Annotated in this window: 14 protein-coding genes and 1 pseudogene; 8 read left to right on the top strand and 7 right to left on the bottom strand. The window is 58.6% G+C overall.

Going from position 1 to position 16672, the window contains the following annotated elements; translation table 11 throughout:
- The first annotated feature begins 44 nt into the window (after positions 1 to 44).
- The 3 genes from NL123_RS24555 (at position 45) to NL123_RS24545 (ending at position 3556) form a co-directional block, all read left to right on the top strand.
- Positions 45 to 953 (top strand): flagellar protein MotY, encoded by a 909-nt coding sequence (locus tag NL123_RS24555; protein WP_248486519.1) that lies wholly within the window; start codon positions 45 to 47, stop codon positions 951 to 953.
- 129 nt (positions 954 to 1082) lie between these two features.
- Positions 1083 to 2300, top strand: coding sequence for an argininosuccinate synthase (locus tag NL123_RS24550; RefSeq protein WP_010212738.1), 1218 nt, complete (start codon positions 1083 to 1085; stop codon positions 2298 to 2300).
- A 623-nt stretch (positions 2301 to 2923) separates the two neighbouring features.
- Positions 2924 to 3556, top strand: coding sequence for a response regulator transcription factor (locus NL123_RS24545; protein ID WP_058423776.1), 633 nt, complete (start codon positions 2924 to 2926; stop codon positions 3554 to 3556).
- Between the two features lie 84 nt (positions 3557 to 3640).
- Here the strand turns inward: NL123_RS24545 and NL123_RS24540 are convergent, their stop codons facing one another.
- From NL123_RS24540 to metG, 4 genes and pseudogenes are all read right to left on the bottom strand, one after another.
- The gene (locus tag NL123_RS24540; protein ID WP_248486520.1) at positions 3641 to 3823 is read right to left on the bottom strand and encodes a PA3496 family putative envelope integrity protein; all 183 of its coding nucleotides are present in this window, start codon (positions 3821 to 3823) and stop codon (positions 3641 to 3643) included.
- A gap of 107 nt (positions 3824 to 3930) precedes the next feature.
- The gene (gene nth / locus NL123_RS24535) at positions 3931 to 4569 is read right to left on the bottom strand and encodes an endonuclease III (RefSeq protein WP_058423774.1); all 639 of its coding nucleotides are present in this window, start codon (positions 4567 to 4569) and stop codon (positions 3931 to 3933) included.
- 634 nt (positions 4570 to 5203) lie between these two features.
- A pseudogene (gene rsxB, locus NL123_RS24530) lies at positions 5204 to 5578 on the bottom strand (electron transport complex subunit RsxB); the annotation flags it as partial.
- Between the two features lie 138 nt (positions 5579 to 5716).
- Complete coding sequence (gene metG / locus NL123_RS24525) at positions 5717 to 7768, bottom strand: methionine--tRNA ligase (RefSeq protein ID WP_494356532.1); 2052 nt, start codon at positions 7766 to 7768, stop codon at positions 5717 to 5719.
- Positions 7769 to 7939: 171 nt separating this feature from the next.
- Between metG and apbC the strand changes: the two genes are divergently transcribed.
- Positions 7940 to 9034: an iron-sulfur cluster carrier protein ApbC gene (apbC, locus tag NL123_RS24520; RefSeq protein ID WP_058423771.1), complete on the top strand. Its 1095-nt coding sequence runs from the start codon at positions 7940 to 7942 to the stop codon at positions 9032 to 9034.
- 495 nt (positions 9035 to 9529) lie between these two features.
- Here the strand turns inward: apbC and fdxA are convergent, their stop codons facing one another.
- From fdxA to NL123_RS24505, 3 genes are all read right to left on the bottom strand, one after another.
- Positions 9530 to 9853, bottom strand: a complete 324-nt coding sequence (gene fdxA, locus NL123_RS24515) for a ferredoxin FdxA (protein WP_003208688.1) — start codon at positions 9851 to 9853, stop codon at positions 9530 to 9532.
- Positions 9854 to 9995: 142 nt separating this feature from the next.
- Positions 9996 to 12587, bottom strand: coding sequence for a DNA mismatch repair protein MutS (mutS, locus tag NL123_RS24510; protein ID WP_248486523.1), 2592 nt, complete (start codon positions 12585 to 12587; stop codon positions 9996 to 9998).
- A 196-nt stretch (positions 12588 to 12783) separates the two neighbouring features.
- Positions 12784 to 13713: an AraC family transcriptional regulator gene (locus tag NL123_RS24505; protein ID WP_494356531.1), complete on the bottom strand. Its 930-nt coding sequence runs from the start codon at positions 13711 to 13713 to the stop codon at positions 12784 to 12786.
- Between the two features lie 125 nt (positions 13714 to 13838).
- On the opposite strand from NL123_RS24505, the gene NL123_RS24500 reads away from it, so the two are divergent.
- The 4 genes from NL123_RS24500 to NL123_RS24485 all read left to right on the top strand — a co-directional run bounded on the left by NL123_RS24500 (position 13839) and on the right by NL123_RS24485 (position 16670).
- Complete coding sequence (locus NL123_RS24500) at positions 13839 to 14573, top strand: LexA family transcriptional regulator (RefSeq protein ID WP_248486525.1); 735 nt, start codon at positions 13839 to 13841, stop codon at positions 14571 to 14573.
- Between the two features lie 600 nt (positions 14574 to 15173).
- Positions 15174 to 15518, top strand: a complete 345-nt coding sequence (locus tag NL123_RS24495; protein WP_058423767.1) for a phage holin family protein — start codon at positions 15174 to 15176, stop codon at positions 15516 to 15518.
- Between the two features lie 21 nt (positions 15519 to 15539).
- Positions 15540 to 16055 carry a hypothetical protein gene (locus NL123_RS24490; protein ID WP_248486526.1) on the top strand — a complete coding sequence of 172 codons (516 nt, stop codon included), beginning with the start codon at positions 15540 to 15542 and terminating at the stop codon, positions 16053 to 16055.
- Between the two features lie 3 nt (positions 16056 to 16058).
- Positions 16059 to 16670: a phage baseplate assembly protein V gene (locus NL123_RS24485; RefSeq protein ID WP_248486528.1), complete on the top strand. Its 612-nt coding sequence runs from the start codon at positions 16059 to 16061 to the stop codon at positions 16668 to 16670.
- The last annotated feature ends 2 nt before the right edge of the window (positions 16671 to 16672 follow it).

Raw genomic sequence — 16672 nt, 5'->3', positions numbered from 1 at the left:
ATGTATGACGCTTTGAAGTGTTGTAGAAACCAGTGGAGCCTCCCGTGCGCCAGCATTATCTAGCCCTGCTCAGTGTGTTCGCCAGCCTGCCCGCGATGGCCCTCACGTACCAGACACGTCTGGAGAATATCGAGTGGAAGGTGGAAGGCGACCAGTTCGAGTGCCGTCTGACCCAACCGATCACAGACTTCGGCTCGGGTGAGTTCGTGCGCCGGGCGGGTGAGCAGGCAACATTTCGTCTGAAAGCCTATAACGGTTCGCTGGGCGCAGGCTCGGCCACCTTGTTGGCCGCCGCCGCCCCTTGGCAGCCAGGCCGAGGCGATATCAACCTCGGCGCCGTGCGTGCCGGCAGTGGCGAGGTGTTGTTCAACAGCTCGCAGGCCCAGGCCGGGCGCCTTTTCACCGGACTGCTGGAAGGGCGTAGCCCGACGGTCCGCCACTACGGCCGTGAAGGCGGCTACTCCGAAATCCGCTTGTTGCCGGTGAAATTCAACAAAGCTTATAACGACTACCAGCTGTGCACCGCCAAGCTGTTGCCGATGAATTACGATCAGGTCAAACAGACCGAAGTCGGATTCCCTGGTGGCGGTATCGAGTTGGACGCGGCCGCCAAGAAGAAACTCGACGTGATTCTTGCGTTCATGAAAGCCGACCCGACGGTCAATCATATCGAGTTGAATGGCCATTCGGACAACAGCGGCAACCGCCTGACCAATCGCGACGTCTCTCGCCGCCGCGGCTTGGCGGTGATGGACTACTTCAAGGCCAACGGTATCCAGGAATCGCAGATCACCCTGCGCTTCCATGGCGAAAGCTACCCCCTTGCGCCCAACACCAATGCGGCCAACCGGGCACGCAATCGTCGTGTGAATATCCAGCTTGAACGCGTGGCAGCTCCCGAAAAACCAGCACCCCAGGCTGCTGGTCCGAGCAACCCAGCGCACACGTCCTGAGGTGCGACCATCGGTCGCCCGTTCGACATAATCTGTCGCTTTATCTTCATTTGCTGTCGCGCCCCTGTAAATTCACGGTTTTGGTCGGTAGAATCGACGCCTTTCCGTACAACCCCGTGGAGTGATGGCATGGCCGACGTAAACAAGGTCGTTCTCGCGTATTCCGGCGGCCTGGACACTTCGGTGATCCTCAAGTGGCTGCAGGATACTTATAACTGTGAAGTGGTGACCTTCACCGCTGACCTGGGTCAGGGCGAAGAGGTCGAACCTGCACGTGCCAAGGCGCAAGCCATGGGCGTGAAAGAGATCTACATTGACGACCTGCGCGAAGAGTTCGTCCGCGATTTCGTCTTCCCGATGTTTCGCGCCAACACCGTCTATGAAGGCGAGTACCTGCTGGGTACCTCCATCGCACGTCCGCTGATCGCCAAGCGCCTGATCGAAATCGCCAACGAAACCGGCGCCGACGCCATTTCCCATGGTGCTACCGGCAAGGGCAACGACCAGGTGCGATTCGAACTGGGTGCCTATGCACTCAAGCCAGGCGTGAAAGTGATCGCTCCTTGGCGTGAATGGGACCTGCTGTCCCGTGAAAAGCTGATGGATTACGCTGAAAAGCACGCAATCCCGATCGAGCGTCACGGCAAGAAGAAGTCCCCGTACTCGATGGATGCCAACCTGCTGCACATCTCCTATGAAGGCGGCGTGCTGGAAGACACCTGGACCGAGCACGAAGAAGACATGTGGAAATGGACCGTCTCCCCGGAGAACGCTCCAGACAAGCCGCAATACTTGGAACTGACCTACCGCAACGGCGACATTGTCGCGCTGGACGGCGTCGAAATGACCCCGGCCACTGTGCTGGCAACCTTGAACCGTATCGGTGGCGAACACGGTATCGGCCGTCTCGACATCGTCGAGAACCGCTACGTGGGCATGAAGTCCCGTGGTTGCTACGAAACCCCTGGCGGCACCATCATGCTGCGCGCCCACCGGGCCATCGAGTCCATCACCCTGGACCGCGAAGTGGCTCACCTCAAAGACGAGTTGATGCCCAAGTACGCCAGCCTGATCTACACCGGCTACTGGTGGAGCCCTGAGCGTCTGATGCTGCAACAGATGATCGATGCTTCCCAGGTACACGTGAACGGCGTTGTGCGCCTGAAGCTGTACAAGGGCAACGTGATCGTTACTGGTCGCAAGTCCGATGAGTCGCTGTTTGACGCCAACATTGCTACCTTCGAAGAAGATGGCGGCGCCTACAACCAGGCGGACGCAGCAGGCTTTATCAAGTTGAACGCACTGCGCATGCGCATTGCGGCCAACAAAGGTCGCTCGTTGTTCTAAGTCTCAGCCGGTTTTAAGAATGGCCCCTTATTCAGGGGCCATTTTTTTTGCCTATGGATTTTGTGTGGAGATGCAATGTTTATAAAAGGTTAAACATTTGTTGATGTTTTTCAGTAGACGCATTTTCAAATGCGCCTTCGATGGTGCTGTTGTTGAAAGTTTGTAGGGCGAATGATTTTTTTACACCTGCTTAGGAACTGGTCTTACAGAAGATTCACTCATGAAAGTGAGGTGGGCGTATAAAACACGGAACACTCTGTAGGAATTAAGGATGTAAGAGAATATGTTAAATGGAACTAAAACAGTCGGACACTTCTTGCCCGGATTCCTGCGCGTAGGACAGAGGCAAGGGGCATTTCCTGAGAGTTGTGTGCGGCACGTTTACCCAACCCCTGATACTCCATGGATATTTCACTCAAAATATGTAAGTCCCCGGAAAGGTCTGAAAGGATCTATAAAACTGGATACATCTGAGTTGGCGTTTTTTTGTAGGGCAATTCCTTTATCGCTGTGGGGTGGGTCTCTGCTTGCTGTTGCTCGGGGGGGAACGCTATGCCAACCAGGAAACGACTAGGCTATTGTGCTTGCTCTAAATAATTCGAACAGCGAAATTGGACTTTCTCATGAATAAAGTGCTGATCGTGGATGATCATCCCGTCATTCGTCTTGCTGTGCGTATGCTAATGGAGCGTCATGGTTATGAGGTCGTTGCCGAGACCGATAACGGTGTCGATGCATTGCAACTTGCACGGGAGCATATGCCGGACATTGTCATACTGGATATTGGGATTCCCAAACTTGACGGCCTGGAAGTTATTTGCCGGCTGTCTTCTACCAAGCAATCCGTGCCCTTCAAGGTGCTGGTGCTGACGTCCCAGGCCCCTGGCCATTTTTCCATGCGTTGCATGCAAGCGGGGGCTGCCGGCTACGTGTGCAAGCAACAGGACCTGACCGAGTTGCTGAGTGCGATCAAGGCGGTGCTGTCGGGCTACAGCTACTTCCCCAACCAGGCGCTCAACTCGGTACGCTCCACCATGGGCAATGCCAGCGAGGCCGATATGGTCGAGCGTCTGTCGGGTCGGGAAATGATGGTATTGCAGCAGTTGGCCCGGGGCCGGACCAACAAGGAGATTGCCGACGGTATGTTCCTCAGCAACAAGACCGTCAGCACCTACAAGACACGTTTGCTGCTCAAGCTCAACGCCCGCTCCCTTGTGGACCTGATCGAACTGGCCCAGCGTAACGGCTTGGTATAGAGGAGGGCACCGCAGCGCGCATTATCTGGGTAACCGGCAGAAAAAAGCCTCCGTAAGGGAGGCTTCCGGCCGTCGATCGTTCGATCACAGATCGAAGTCGTAATCGGCCAGCTGTTTTTGCAAGCGTCGTTCTTCCAGAAGATTGTCGATGGTGCGGCGTTTGCTCAAATTGGTCTTGGCTACCTCAACGACGGGTGCCTCTGCCACATCATCATCCGATTCAACGAGGTCGTCTTCCACTTCCAGTTGTTCTTTGCCAGTGCTCATAAGGTTCACTCCGGGCTAAGACTGCCGTTGGCGCTCCTTATAACGATAATCCATGATCGGGTAAAAAAGATTTTTTCAATCGCCTGATCAAGAAAACCAATGATCCCTCAATCGTCGGATGTCTTGTCCTTGTATTCGCACAGGTCTTCGATACGACAGCTGCCGCAGCGCGGCCTGCGGGCCTGGCAAACGTAGCGCCCATGAAGGATCAGCCAGTGGTGAGAATCTAGCAGATAGGGCTTGGGTACAAACTTCATCAACTGCTTTTCGACCTCAACCACGTTCTTCCCACGGGCAATGCCGGTTCTGTTGCTGACCCGGAAGATATGGGTGTCCACCGCCATCGTCAGTTGCCGGAACGCGGTGTTGAGCACCACATTGGCAGTTTTACGACCAACCCCTGGCAGGGCTTCCAAGGCTTCACGGGTTTGTGGCACTTCACTACCATGCAGTTCCACCAGCAGGCGGCAGGTCTCGATAACGTTTTTGGCTTTGCTGTTATAGAGGCCGATGGTCTTGATGTACTCAGACAGTCCTTCCACACCCAGGGCATAGATCGCCTCTGGTGTGTTCGCCACGGGATACAGCTTGGCCGTGGCCTTATTGACGCCAACGTCGGTGGATTGGGCCGACAGGATCACCGCAATCAGCAACTCGAACGGCGAGGTGTAGGCCAGTTCGGTCTTGGGTTCCGGATTGTCTTCGTGAAGCCTGCGGAATATTTCCAGGCGTTTTGCGGCGTTCATCGGGTTGCGAGTTCCTTGCAGACGGTCGGCGGGATTGTATCAACACACAACGCAGGTTTGCGGGTCAGGTGTTGCTGAGGACATCCATATGGCGCTGCGCATCGTCCAGCTTCAATTGCGCCTCGGCCAGTTGCTGCGGTTCGACGTTCAGGTCCTGGGCTTTCTTCAGTTCCGCTCGACGCATCGCCAGCTGGATTTTGGCCCGTTTCAGATCAACAGTGTTGCTGGATGACGTCGCTGCTTTCGGTACGATCCCCACCTCCAAGGCAGCCAGCGCTTGTTCCGCCGCTTCGAACTGCTGTTGCAGGATGATCAACTGCGACTGCTGTTCAAAGGTCGGTGGGTGACCAAACGCCTTCAAGGATTTGTGCAGTTGGGCGCGGCTCATTGCGACAGCGATTTTGGCTTTTTTGGTCGCCGCATCCTGGGCAACATCGGCCTGCACCTGCAGAACCGACGTGGAACGCTTGGCCCGAGCCTGGCGTTCGGCGAGTCTTTTTGCTTCTTCGCGTTGCAGGCGTGCATTGCGTTGCTCAAAGCGTCGACGCGCCCTGTCGCGTTTCAGACCGCGTTCATGGTGTTGACGGTCATTGATCGCCAGTCCACCCACCATGGGCAGCACACGGGTCGCTGGGCGCATCTCAATGCAATCGACAGGACAGGGCGCAACGCACAGGTCGCAGCCGGTGCACTCATCCATGATGACGGTGTGCATCAGCTTGGCGGCGCCAACAATTGCGTCCACTGGGCATGCCTGGATGCACTTGGTGCAGCCGATGCACTCGGCCTCGCGGATGTAGGCAACCTGGGCGGGCGCTTCCCCGCGACTGGCGTCCAGATCCAGCACCGGTACATGCAGCAACAGCGCAAGGCCGGCGATGGTTTCCTCTCCGCCGGGCGGGCACTTGTTGATCGCCTCGCCTCGCGCGATACCCTCGGCGTAAGGCTTGCAACCCGGGTGCCCGCACTTGCCGCATTGGGTCTGCGGCAGCAGTGCGTCGATGCGTTGAATGAGGTTCATGTTGTGATCATGGGCATAGCAAACTGGGTTTAATGGGAGGGTAGGGCTTTCTTGTGGTGAGCCGGGCAAGCCCGCTCACCACAACAAGCTCCTTCACCACAGTAAGCCAGCTCACTACAAGGTGGCTTACTTGATACGTTGACCCGGCTTGGCACCACTGTCAGGGCTGAGCAGGTAGATCTCCTCGCCACCAGGGCCGGCCGCCATCACCATGCCTTCAGACACGCCGAACTTCATTTTCCGAGGCTTGAGGTTGGCGATCATCATGGTCAGGCGGCCATCGAGTTTGGACGGGTCCGGGTAAGCGCTCTTGATCCCGGAGAACACGTTACGTTGTTCACCGCCGAGGTCCAGTGTCAGGCGCAGCAACTTGTCGGCACCCTCCACGGCTTCGGCCTTGACGATCAGCGCTACACGCAGGTCCACCGCAGCAAACGCGTCGAAGTCGATTTCTGCGGAAATCGGATCCTTGGCCAGTTCGCCATTACCCGCCGGCGTCGATTCGCCAGTGTCGGTCTGGCTGGCGACCAGGTCTTCTTTCGAAGCGTCGGTCATGGCCTGGACTTTCACCGGGTCGATACGGGTCATCAGTGGCTTGAACTCGTTCAACTGATGATTGCCGAGCAGGCTGGCGTGATCGTTCCAGGTCAGCGGCGCCACGTTGAGGAACGCCTCGGCATCGGCGGCCAGCAGTGGCAGCACGGGTTTGAGGAAGATCACCAACTGGCGGAACAGGTTGATGCCTGTTGCGCAGATCGCCTGGACTTCCGCCTGCTTGCCTTCCTGCTTGTTCAGCGACCATGGTGCCTTGTCGGCGATCCAGGCATTGGCGCGGTCGGCCAGGCCCATGATCTCGCGCATGGCACGGGCGAAGTCGCGGGCTTCATAGGCGTCGGCAATGCTCGGCGCGGCGGCCAGGAAGGCGTCGGTCAGTTCCGGCGCAGCGTTCTCGGCTACCAGTACACCGGCGTTGCCCTTGTGGATAAACCCGGCGCAACGGCTGGCGATGTTGACGACTTTACCGACCAGGTCCGAGTTGACCTTCTGTACGAAGTCTTCCAGGTTCAGGTCCAGGTCATCGACGCCACGGCCCAGCTTGGAGGCGTAGTAATAGCGCAGGTATTCCGGTGACAGGTGGTCCAGGTAGGTGCGTGCCTTGATAAAGGTGCCACGGGACTTGGACATTTTCTGGCCGTTCACCGTCAGGTAGCCGTGAACGGCAATACCGGTTGGCTTGCGGTAGCCCGAACCTTCGAGCATTGCCGGCCAGAACAGGGCGTGGAAATTGACGATGTCCTTGCCGATGAAGTGGTACAGCTCGGCCGTGGAATCCTTGCCCCAGAACGCATCGAAGTCCAGCTCCGGCGTACGGTCGCAGAGGTTCTTGAAGCTGGCCATGTAGCCGATCGGCGCATCCAGCCACACGTAGAAGTACTTGCCCGGCTCGCCCGGGATCTCGAAACCGAAGTACGGCGCATCACGGGAGATGTCCCACTGCTGCAGGCCGCTGTCGAGCCACTCGGAGAGTTTGTTGGCCACGGCGTCCTGCAAGGTGCCGCTGCGGGTCCAGGTTTGCAGCATCTGCTGGAAATCCGGGAGCTTGAAGAAGAAGTGCTGGGAGTCCTTGAGCACCGGGGTGGCGCCAGAGATTGCCGACTTCGGGTCCTTCAGGTCAGTGGGGGCATAGGTCGCACCGCATTTCTCGCAGTTGTCGCCGTACTGGTCTTCGGTGCCGCATTTCGGGCAGGTGCCCTTGATGAAGCGGTCGGCCAGGAACATTTTCTTTTCCGGGTCGAAATACTGGGTCACCGAACGTTGGTCGATGTGCCCTGCTTCTTTCAGCCGCAGGTAGATCTGGCTCGACAGCTCACGGTTTTCTTCGGAGTGGGTCGAGTGGAAGTTGTCGAAATCCACCAGGAACTCGGCAAAGTCGGCGCTGTGTTCAGCCTGCACATTGGCGATCAGTTGTTCCGGGGTGATGCCTTCCTTTTCGGCGCGCAGCATGATGGCCGAACCGTGGGCGTCGTCCGCGCAGACATAAATGCATTGATTGCCGCGATGCTTCTGGAAGCGCACCCACATATCGGTCTGGATGTACTCAAGCATATGGCCAAGATGGATGGAACCATTGGCATAGGGCAGGGCGCTGGTGACGAGGATCTTGCGTGGCTCGGACATGGGGCTCGGCTACTTGATGAAACGGAGGTCGGCCACTATAAAGCGCCGCGAAATATATTTCACCCCGTGGCGCTGTTTCAGAATCTTCCCAACCTGCGAAAGCATGCCGTAACGCCGCTGGAACGGTTAGGATAGCCGCCTGTTTCACTCAGTCTTTTTCGGGAGTAGCCCATGAGCGCCGTCAATCGCGCAGCGGTGGAAGCCGTGCTTCGCCAGTACACCGACCCTTATTTGAACCAGGACCCGGTCAGTGCCGGCTGTGTACGCGCCATCGACGTCCAGGGCGACCAGGTGTCGGTCCAATTGGAGCTGGGCTATGCAGCCGGTCTGTTCAAGAGCGGTTGGGCACAGATGCTGCAAATGGCCATTGAAGGTCTCGACGGCGTGCGGTCGGCCAAGGTCGACATCCGATGCGTGATCGCCGCGCACAAGGCCCAGGCACAGATCCCTGGCCTGGCCAACGTCAAGAACGTAGTGGCTGTGGCGTCCGGCAAGGGCGGCGTGGGTAAATCCACCACGGCGGCCAACCTGGCCCTGGCCCTGGCTCGCGAAGGCGCGCGCGTGGGGATTCTTGATGCGGATATCTATGGGCCGAGCCAGGGCGTGATGTTCGGCATCGCCGAAGGCACACGGCCGAAGGTCAAGGACCAGAAGTGGTTCGTGCCGATCGAGTCCCTGGGCGTGGAAGTGATGTCCATGGCCTTCCTCACCGATGACAACACGCCCATGGTCTGGCGCGGCCCGATGGTCTCAGGCGCTTTGCTGCAACTGGTCACCCAGACCGCCTGGGGCGACCTGGACTACCTGGTGATCGATATGCCGCCAGGCACCGGCGACATCCAGCTGACCCTGGCGCAGAAAGTCCCGGTGGCCGGCTCGGTGATTGTCACTACGCCTCAGGACCTGGCCTTGCTCGACGCCAAGAAAGGTGTGGAAATGTTCCGCAAGGTCAACATCCCGGTGCTGGGTGTGGTGGAGAACATGGCGGTTCACATCTGCTCCAACTGTGGCCATGCCGAGCATCTGTTCGGCGAAGGCGGCGGCGAGAAGCTGGCCACTCAGTACGGCGTGGAACTGTTGGCCTCCTTGCCGCTGTCGATGCTCATCCGCGAGCAGGCGGATGGTGGCAAGCCTACCGTTGTGGCTGAACCGGACAGCCAGATCGCCATGATCTATCAGGAGCTGGCGCGTCATGTCGGTGCGCGGATCGTCCTGCAGGAAGCCGCCACGCCTGCCATGCCGACCATCACCGTCAGCGACGACTGAGGCGTTTGAAGGGAAAAAGCCTCGACGGTGTCGGGGCTTTTTCATGCCTGGAAGACGGTCAAGGTGCGTTTGTTTCGCAATTGCACAGCTGGTCGTGTAAGCATTTGCTTACTTTTTCGTAAGTGTTTGGGGTTTTTTCCTTCCATGGACGTCCGTTTTCTTCGAGAGTTTTTTATAACCAATTGAAATTTAACAATTAATTATTCCGTGTTCAGGACGTTTGCATGTCAGTTCATGGGTTGGATCCCGTTGAACTTCCTTTGGAACTCTTTAAGATCAGCCCTGTGTCCACGGATTGGCACAGCCATCAAGGAACGATGGTTGAAGGAACGTCGCAGGATGCGATTCATCAGGATGATGAAAAGGAATACAGGGACTAGGGAAAAAATGTGGGCGGGTCATACCGCCCCTTTTTTTTGCCTGCAGGAAAGTGAAACCGGTCGTCCAGAAACGCAAAAAGGCCCGCAAGGGGCCTTTTGGAGGGGGGCGACGCTATCAGCGTTCGAGGTCTGCAATCTTACCTTTTTTGCCATCCCACTCCGCTGCGTCCGGCATCGGGTCTTTGCGTTCAGTGATGTTTGGCCAGATTTCCGCCAGCTCGACGTTCAACTGAATGAATTCCTGCATCTCCGCCGGGACTTCATCCTCGGAGAAAATAGCGACGGCCGGGCATTCAGGTTCACACAGGGCGCAATCGATGCACTCATCCGGGTGGATAACCAGGAAGTTCGGGCCTTCGTAGAAGCAGTCCACCGGACACACTTCGACGCAGTCGGTGTACTTGCACTTGATGCAGTTGTCGGTAACGACGAAGGTCATTTCTAATATTCTCCTCAGGCGGCGGCAGCGAAACCCTTTGTGGCAGGGCTCGCGAGGTTCGGGAGCGATAGTCTGCAGGCCAGGCTAAAAGCCTCCAGCATCCCAAACCGCGCGAGAGTCTACCAGCTTGCAAGCGTCTGCGTTATATCCGAACTTGCAGTGCATATAACATTTCGAGCGCTTTTCGCGGCGTCAAGCCATCCAAGTCAAGCTTAGCCAATTCATCCAGCACCGGATGGGGCAGGCTGGCAAACATGTCGCTCTGGTGCGGCGCAGCCGGTTTGCTGGCGGCTTTGGCTGGGCTGGCGACCACCGTCTCATGCGGCAGGGCCGTGGTTTCCAGGCGGCGGAGGTGCTCGCGAGCGCGGGTGATCACATCGTTCGGAACCCCCGCCAGTTGCGCTACGGCCAGGCCGTAGCTCTGGCTGGCGGGCCCTGGCAGCACGTGGTGCAGGAACACGATACGCTCGTTGTGCTCGGTGGCGTTCAGGTGCACGTTGGCTACCAGCGGCTCGCTTTCCGGCAACACCGTCAGCTCGAAATAGTGCGTGGCAAACAGCGTGTAGGCACGCAGGTGCGCCAGGCGTTCGGCTGCCGCCCAGGCCAGGGACAAGCCGTCGAAGGTGCTGGTGCCGCGACCTACTTCGTCCATCAGCACCAGGCTGCGTTCGGTGGCATTGTGCAGGATGTTGGCGGTCTCGCTCATCTCCACCATAAAGGTCGAGCGCCCACCGGCCAGGTCATCGCTGGAGCCGATCCGGGTGAAAATGCGGTCCACCAGGGACAGTTCGCAACTGGCCGCCGGCACAAAGCTGCCGATATGCGCCAGCAGCACGATCAAAGCGGTCTGCCGCATGTAGGTGGATTTACCGCCCATGTTCGGACCGGTGATGACCAACATGCGGGTATCGTCGTCCAGCGACAGGTCGTTGGCGACGAACGGCGTGGTCAGCACCTGTTCTACAACCGGGTGACGACCTTGCACGATGCGCATGCATGGCTCGCTGACAAAACGCGGGCAGTTCAGGTCAAGGTTCAGCGCACGTTCGGCCAGGTTACTCAGCACATCCAGTTCGGCCAGCGCGGCGGCAGTGTCTTGCAGCGGCGCCAATTGGCTGATCAAGTCTTCCAGCAAGTTCTCATAGAGCATCTTCTCTCGAGCCAGGGCGCGGCTCTTGGCCGACAGCGCCTTGTCTTCGAATTCTTTGAGCTCCGGGGTGATGAACCGTTCGGCACCTTTGAGGGTCTGGCGACGTTGATAGTCGATCGGCGCCGATTCGGCCTGCTTGCTGGGCAACTCAATAAAGTAGCCATGCACACGGTTGTAGCCGACTTTCAGGTTGGCCAGGCCGGTGCGGGCTTTTTCGCGGGCTTCCAGGTCGATCAGGAACTGCCCGGCGTTTTCGCTCAGGGACTGCAGTTCATCCAGTTCGCTATCGTAACCGGTCTTGAGTACGCCGCCGTCACGGATGATCGCCGGCGGGTTGTCGATGATCGCTTTTTCCAGCAAGGCCGCCAGTTCCGGGTAGGTCCCGGCTGTGACGGCGAGTTGTTGCAGGTGCGGCGTATCCAGCTCGGTCATCGCCACTTGCAGTTGCGGCAGGGCGCCGAGGGCATCGCGCAGGCGTGCCAGGTCGCGGGGCCGTGCGTTACGCAGGCCGATCCGTGCCAGGATGCGCTCGATATCGCCGATTTCCTTCAGCTGTGGCTGCAGCTTTTCAAAGCGATAGCCGTCCAGCAGGCAGGTAATGGAAGTCTGGCGCGCTTGCAATACTGTCAGGTCCCGCAGCGGACGGTTCAACCAGCGGGTCAGCAGGCGACTGCCCATAGCCGTCTGGCAACGATCGACCACCGATTGCAGGGTGTTATCGCGACCACCGGCCAGGTTGGTATCCAGCTCCAGGTTGCGACGGCTGGCGCCATCGAGCACCACGGTATCGTCCAGACGCTCATGACGCAGGCTGCGCAAGTGCGGCAGGGCGGTGCGCTGGGTTTCCTTGGCGTAGCCAAGCAGGCAACCGGCGGCGCCGATGGCCAGGGTCAGGGTTTCGCACCCGAAGCCTTTAAGGTCCTGCACCGAGAACTGCTGGCACAGACTTTTCAGCGCCGAATCACGCTCGAAATCCCACGGCGCACGGCGCTTGGCCCCACGACGTTTTTCTGCCGGCAGATCCTTCGGCCAATCATCCGGGATCAATAGCTCTACCGGATTGATGCGCTCCAGTTCCGCCAGCAGGTTCTCCCAGCCCTTGATCTCCAGCACACTGAAGTTGCCGCTGGTGATATCCAGCACCGACAGGCCAAACAGACGCTCATCGCCCAACACGGCGGCAATCAGGTTATCGCGACGCTCATCCAGCAGCGCCTCATCACTCACCGTCCCCGGCGTAATAATGCGCACCACCTGGCGTTCAACCGGCCCCTTGCTAGTTGCCGGGTCGCCGATCTGCTCACAGATCACCACCGACTCGCCCAGCTTCACCAGCTTGACCAGGTAACCTTCCAACGAATGGTAAGGAATCCCACACATCGGAATCGACTGCCCCGCCGACTGCCCGCGCGCGGTCAGGGTGATGTCCAGCAGCTTGGCGGCCTTCTTCGCGTCTTCGTAGAAGATCTCGTAGAAGTCGCCCATGCGGTAGAACATCAACTGATCAGGGTGCTGGTTCTTGAGGCGCCAGTACTGCTGCATCATCGGGGTGTGGGAGGACAGGTCTGAAGTGGTTTTACTCATTGGGTCGTAGGCAAATTCGTTGAAAGGAGTGGGGCAAATGTGGGGCATTCCGCCCTGCGATTTTGCAATGGGCGCAAGGTTAACACGCGAGGTCGGCGCTTCGCAGGTCACAAACGGATAGGTAAAACGCAAAAGGGGGCGGCGCATTTACTTAACTGCAAATAAGCGCGCCGCCTGTATCTGCCATGCCTTTGTATTACAGCGCACGCACGGGGATGCAAATGTCGCAGGTGAATTCACCGGTGTCAGAGTCGGTTGCGGTCGCCGCAAAGAACCTCTCGAAACATGGCCGGTCATCGCATTGCAGACCGCTGGAGGGCATCCATTCACGCGTCAGCCACATCCAGGCATCGGCTATTTTGTCTGTTTTCCCTTTGAAGCGCGCTACGGCATAGCGGCCGCCCGGCAGGGTCTGGATATCTGCTTGGGCGCTGGTCACAAAAGAGGCTGGCACTTCAACGCAGGCGTCATAGCGGCACTTAGTTGGAGGTGTGATCGAAGGATCGTCATACCCTATGCCGTAACACCGTTCACCGCCGAGGCCGTTGGAGTGCATCCACGGCGCCATGGTCCCGCGCCAGAAGTGACCGATTGCGGGGCCGTAGGGGCCGATCAGGCGTTGGTAGGCAACGCGTACCTTGGGTAAATCAATAATGCGTACGTCCATGGTGGGCTCTTTCACTGAAGGAGAAGAGAACCCAGCGTCGTCGAACGTACGCTCATGTGCCTGATGGGCATTGCCGAAGACCTGATCGGGATTGCTCTCCTGCGGACCCGGCCGCGGCCCGATGGCAGCCGCCTGCGCTGCCAGCCGCTGTGGCGTGTTGGCGCGCCACTCGGATGGCGTGCAGCCAAACTGGAGTTTGAAGGCCCGTGCGAATGCTTCGCCCGAGTTGAAACCGCTGGCCAATGCCGTTTCAAGCACGCTTTCATGGCTGCCGCAGGACAGGCGGAACGCTGCCTTCTCCAGTCGCCGCCGCCGGACGTAGCTGCCCAAGGTCTCGCCCATCCACGCCGCGAAAATCCGATGAAAATGGAAGCGCGAAAAGTTGGCGATATCGGCCAACCGGGCACCCTCCAAGGGGGTGTCCAGGTGGGCATCGATGTAGTTGAGTACGCGGTTCATACGCCGGGCGTACTCGGCGCGGGATGCGTGGGCGCAGATTTTGGTGGTCATAGTGCGTGGTAGTATGCACAAAAAATGCAAATTAGCATTTGCCAAGCCAAAAAACTCCCGTCACTATCCCCGTTATGCAAAAACGCAACGTTTCTATCGTCTTAAGAGAACTGCTGGACCGCGACCGGATCTCCCCCACGGAGCTTCACCGGCGTACTGGCGTGCCTCAATCCACACTCTCTCGGATCCTCAGCGGCAAGATCGTTGATCCGTCGGACAAGCACATTTCCCGTATCGCCGAGTACTTCCGCGTCAGCACCGATTACCTGCGCGGGCGCGCGGCCATGGGCGCTTTGCGCGATGACGTGCGTGACCCGATGCATTCGGAACTCAAGGACATAAGCCTGTGGGACGACGACACGCCCGTTAATGATGACGAGGTGTCGATCCCTTTTCTGCGCGAGGTTGAATTGGCTGCTGGATCAGGAAGATTCGTCATCGAGGAAAGCGAGAAGGCCAGCCTGCGGTTCGGCAAGCGCAGCCTGCGGCATAACGGTGTGCAGTTCGACCAGGCCAAGTGCGTGACCGTGCGCGGCAACAGCATGTTGCCGGTGCTGCGCGACGGTGCGACGGTCGGGGTGAATGCGGGTAAAAGCGGCATTGGCGATATCGTCGATGGTGACTTGTATGCCATCAATCACAACGGCCAATTGCGCGTGAAACAGCTCTATCGCCTGCCTTCCGGGATTCGCCTGCGCAGTTTCAACCGCGACGAGCACCCGGATGAGGACTATAGCTTCCAGGATATCCAGGATGAGCAGATCAGCATCCTGGGCCATGTGTTCTGGTGGGGCATGTACGCCCGTTAACCTTCTTGCGTAAGACAAAGCCCGCCAACGAGCGGGCTTTTTTTCGTCTGCAGAAAATCGCCAAACCCTCGGCCCACGAGGCTAAAAATGCATGTGTGCATTTATGCGGTAAAAATAAATGCATTTATGCATTGACTGTATATGCATACATGCTTATTCTTCATCCAAGCCAGCCAAACAAGGCTTGGTGGAGGCGGCAAGGATGCTGCCAGGAAAGACAAGGAAGGCACGCAACACCGGCAAGGACGCCATCTGAGCGATGGCAGGGAGGCCAGGCAACACCGGCAAGGATGCCGACGCTCTTTAGTTTTACCGCTTCAAGAACAGGCAGCGATGAACCGGCCTCATAACGGTTCAGAGGGTTGGCAACTGACCCGGGTGTGCAGCGTAAAGCACCAGAAGCAGTTATCCGGCAGACAGGGATCGTGGTCGGAAAAACATCGAGGAAAGATCCGTACCGCGCCAGTAGCGCCGAAAGATCGAATATGGACCGCATTACTGAAAAGCCCGGGCAACCGGGCTTTTTGGAATGCCTACCTACAATATGGATTTACCCAAGAGCCGGCCCCGCGCCGGTAGTGCTCAGCCAGGAGGCGTGACATGACAAACGAGCAGCAAGCGTTAGCGGAAATGCCTATCTGGCTGGTGATCGTACTGGCCCTGATCGGCGGGGTCTCCGGAGAAATGTGGCGCGCCGACAAGGAGGGCGCCCGCGGTTGGTCGCTGGTACGGCGCCTGGCGTTGCGGTCCGGGGCGTGCATGGTCTGCGGGGTCTCGGCCTTGATGCTGTGTTACGCCGCCGGCATGTCGATCTGGACCGCCGGCGCCATTGGTTGCCTCACCGCCATGGCCGGCGCGGACGTGGCCATCGGCCTTTATGAACGCTGGGCAGCCAAGCGCATCGGGGTCAACCAGGCCCCGACCTCTCGCCCGGATCAGCAGTAACCGCTGCAAGGATGCAAGCAGATGACACCTCTCGAAAAACCTTCCCAACTGCCCGTGGCGATTGGGGATGCGCTGAAGAGTGCGTTCCCACAGCTTCGGGTTGGTAATCATCATGACTTTTCTGGAGCGGGCGATAAAACGGGCATTTTGATCAGCGTGGATCGCAACGGCCCTGGCATTCGCTCGCTTGCAGGACGCAAGGCGCACGCCTTGTCGGTTTCACTCAAGGTCATGGTCGCCGGCGGCTCGGCACCGTTTGATGCCTGCGACCTGGCCAGCCAACTGATGGACCTGGCCCTGGATAACCGCTGGGGCCTGCCGCCCGAACAATGCGACCTGCCCACTGCGATTGTCGCGGCACCTTCCGTGCTCACCAGTGCGGAAACGGACTATGACACTTGGACTGTTTCCTTCACCCAAAACCTCTATCTCGGGCCATCGCTGCTCGAAGATCCTACGGGCAAGCCGCTGTTTGCCTGCACCTGGGAAGTCACGAACATCGACGATCCCGATCAATACCGCCCGTTGCAGGAGTAGCCCATGTTCGATGCATTGCTACGCATGCAACTGGGTCCGATCGTCGAGCGCCTGGCCGAAATGGAAGCCCAGCTTGAAGATCTCTATCGACGCGCAGAAAGCTTCTGCCGAATCGGCGTGTGCCAGGAGGTCGACGCCGCCAGCAATACCTGCACGATCAGCCACGGGGACTTACTCAGTCCGGCGATCAAGTTTTTCAACCCCAGCGCCGGGGCGCAGACCGAAACCCGTATCCCCTCGGTGGGCGAACAATGCCTGCTGCTCAATTACGGCGGCGGGGAAGGGGGCGCGCAGTCTGTGGCCTTGTTCGGCCTCAACAGCAGTCTCTTTCCGCCCGTGTCCGACGTCGCTTCGTTGACGCGGCGTCGCTATCAGGACGGCACTCAAAGTGACTACGACGACGCCAGCCACACCTTCAATTGGGTCAACGGCCCCACCACGGTTAGCGGCTCCCGCGAGCAGATTGTCGTGAACGTAGGTGCCGCCAGCCTGACCCTTGACGCCCAGGGCATCACCCTGCAACTCGGCGCCAGCGGCGTGTTGCTGGATGCCGCCGGCGTTCATTTGAGCGGCCCGGTGGTGGACCACCAGGGCCGTGTGATCAGCAGTGCATAAGG

It is taken from the genome of Pseudomonas sp. FBCC-B1565, from assembly GCF_059133265.1.
The sequence above is the reverse complement of the archived record's forward strand: the minus strand, read 5'-3'. Positions and strand labels throughout refer to the sequence as shown.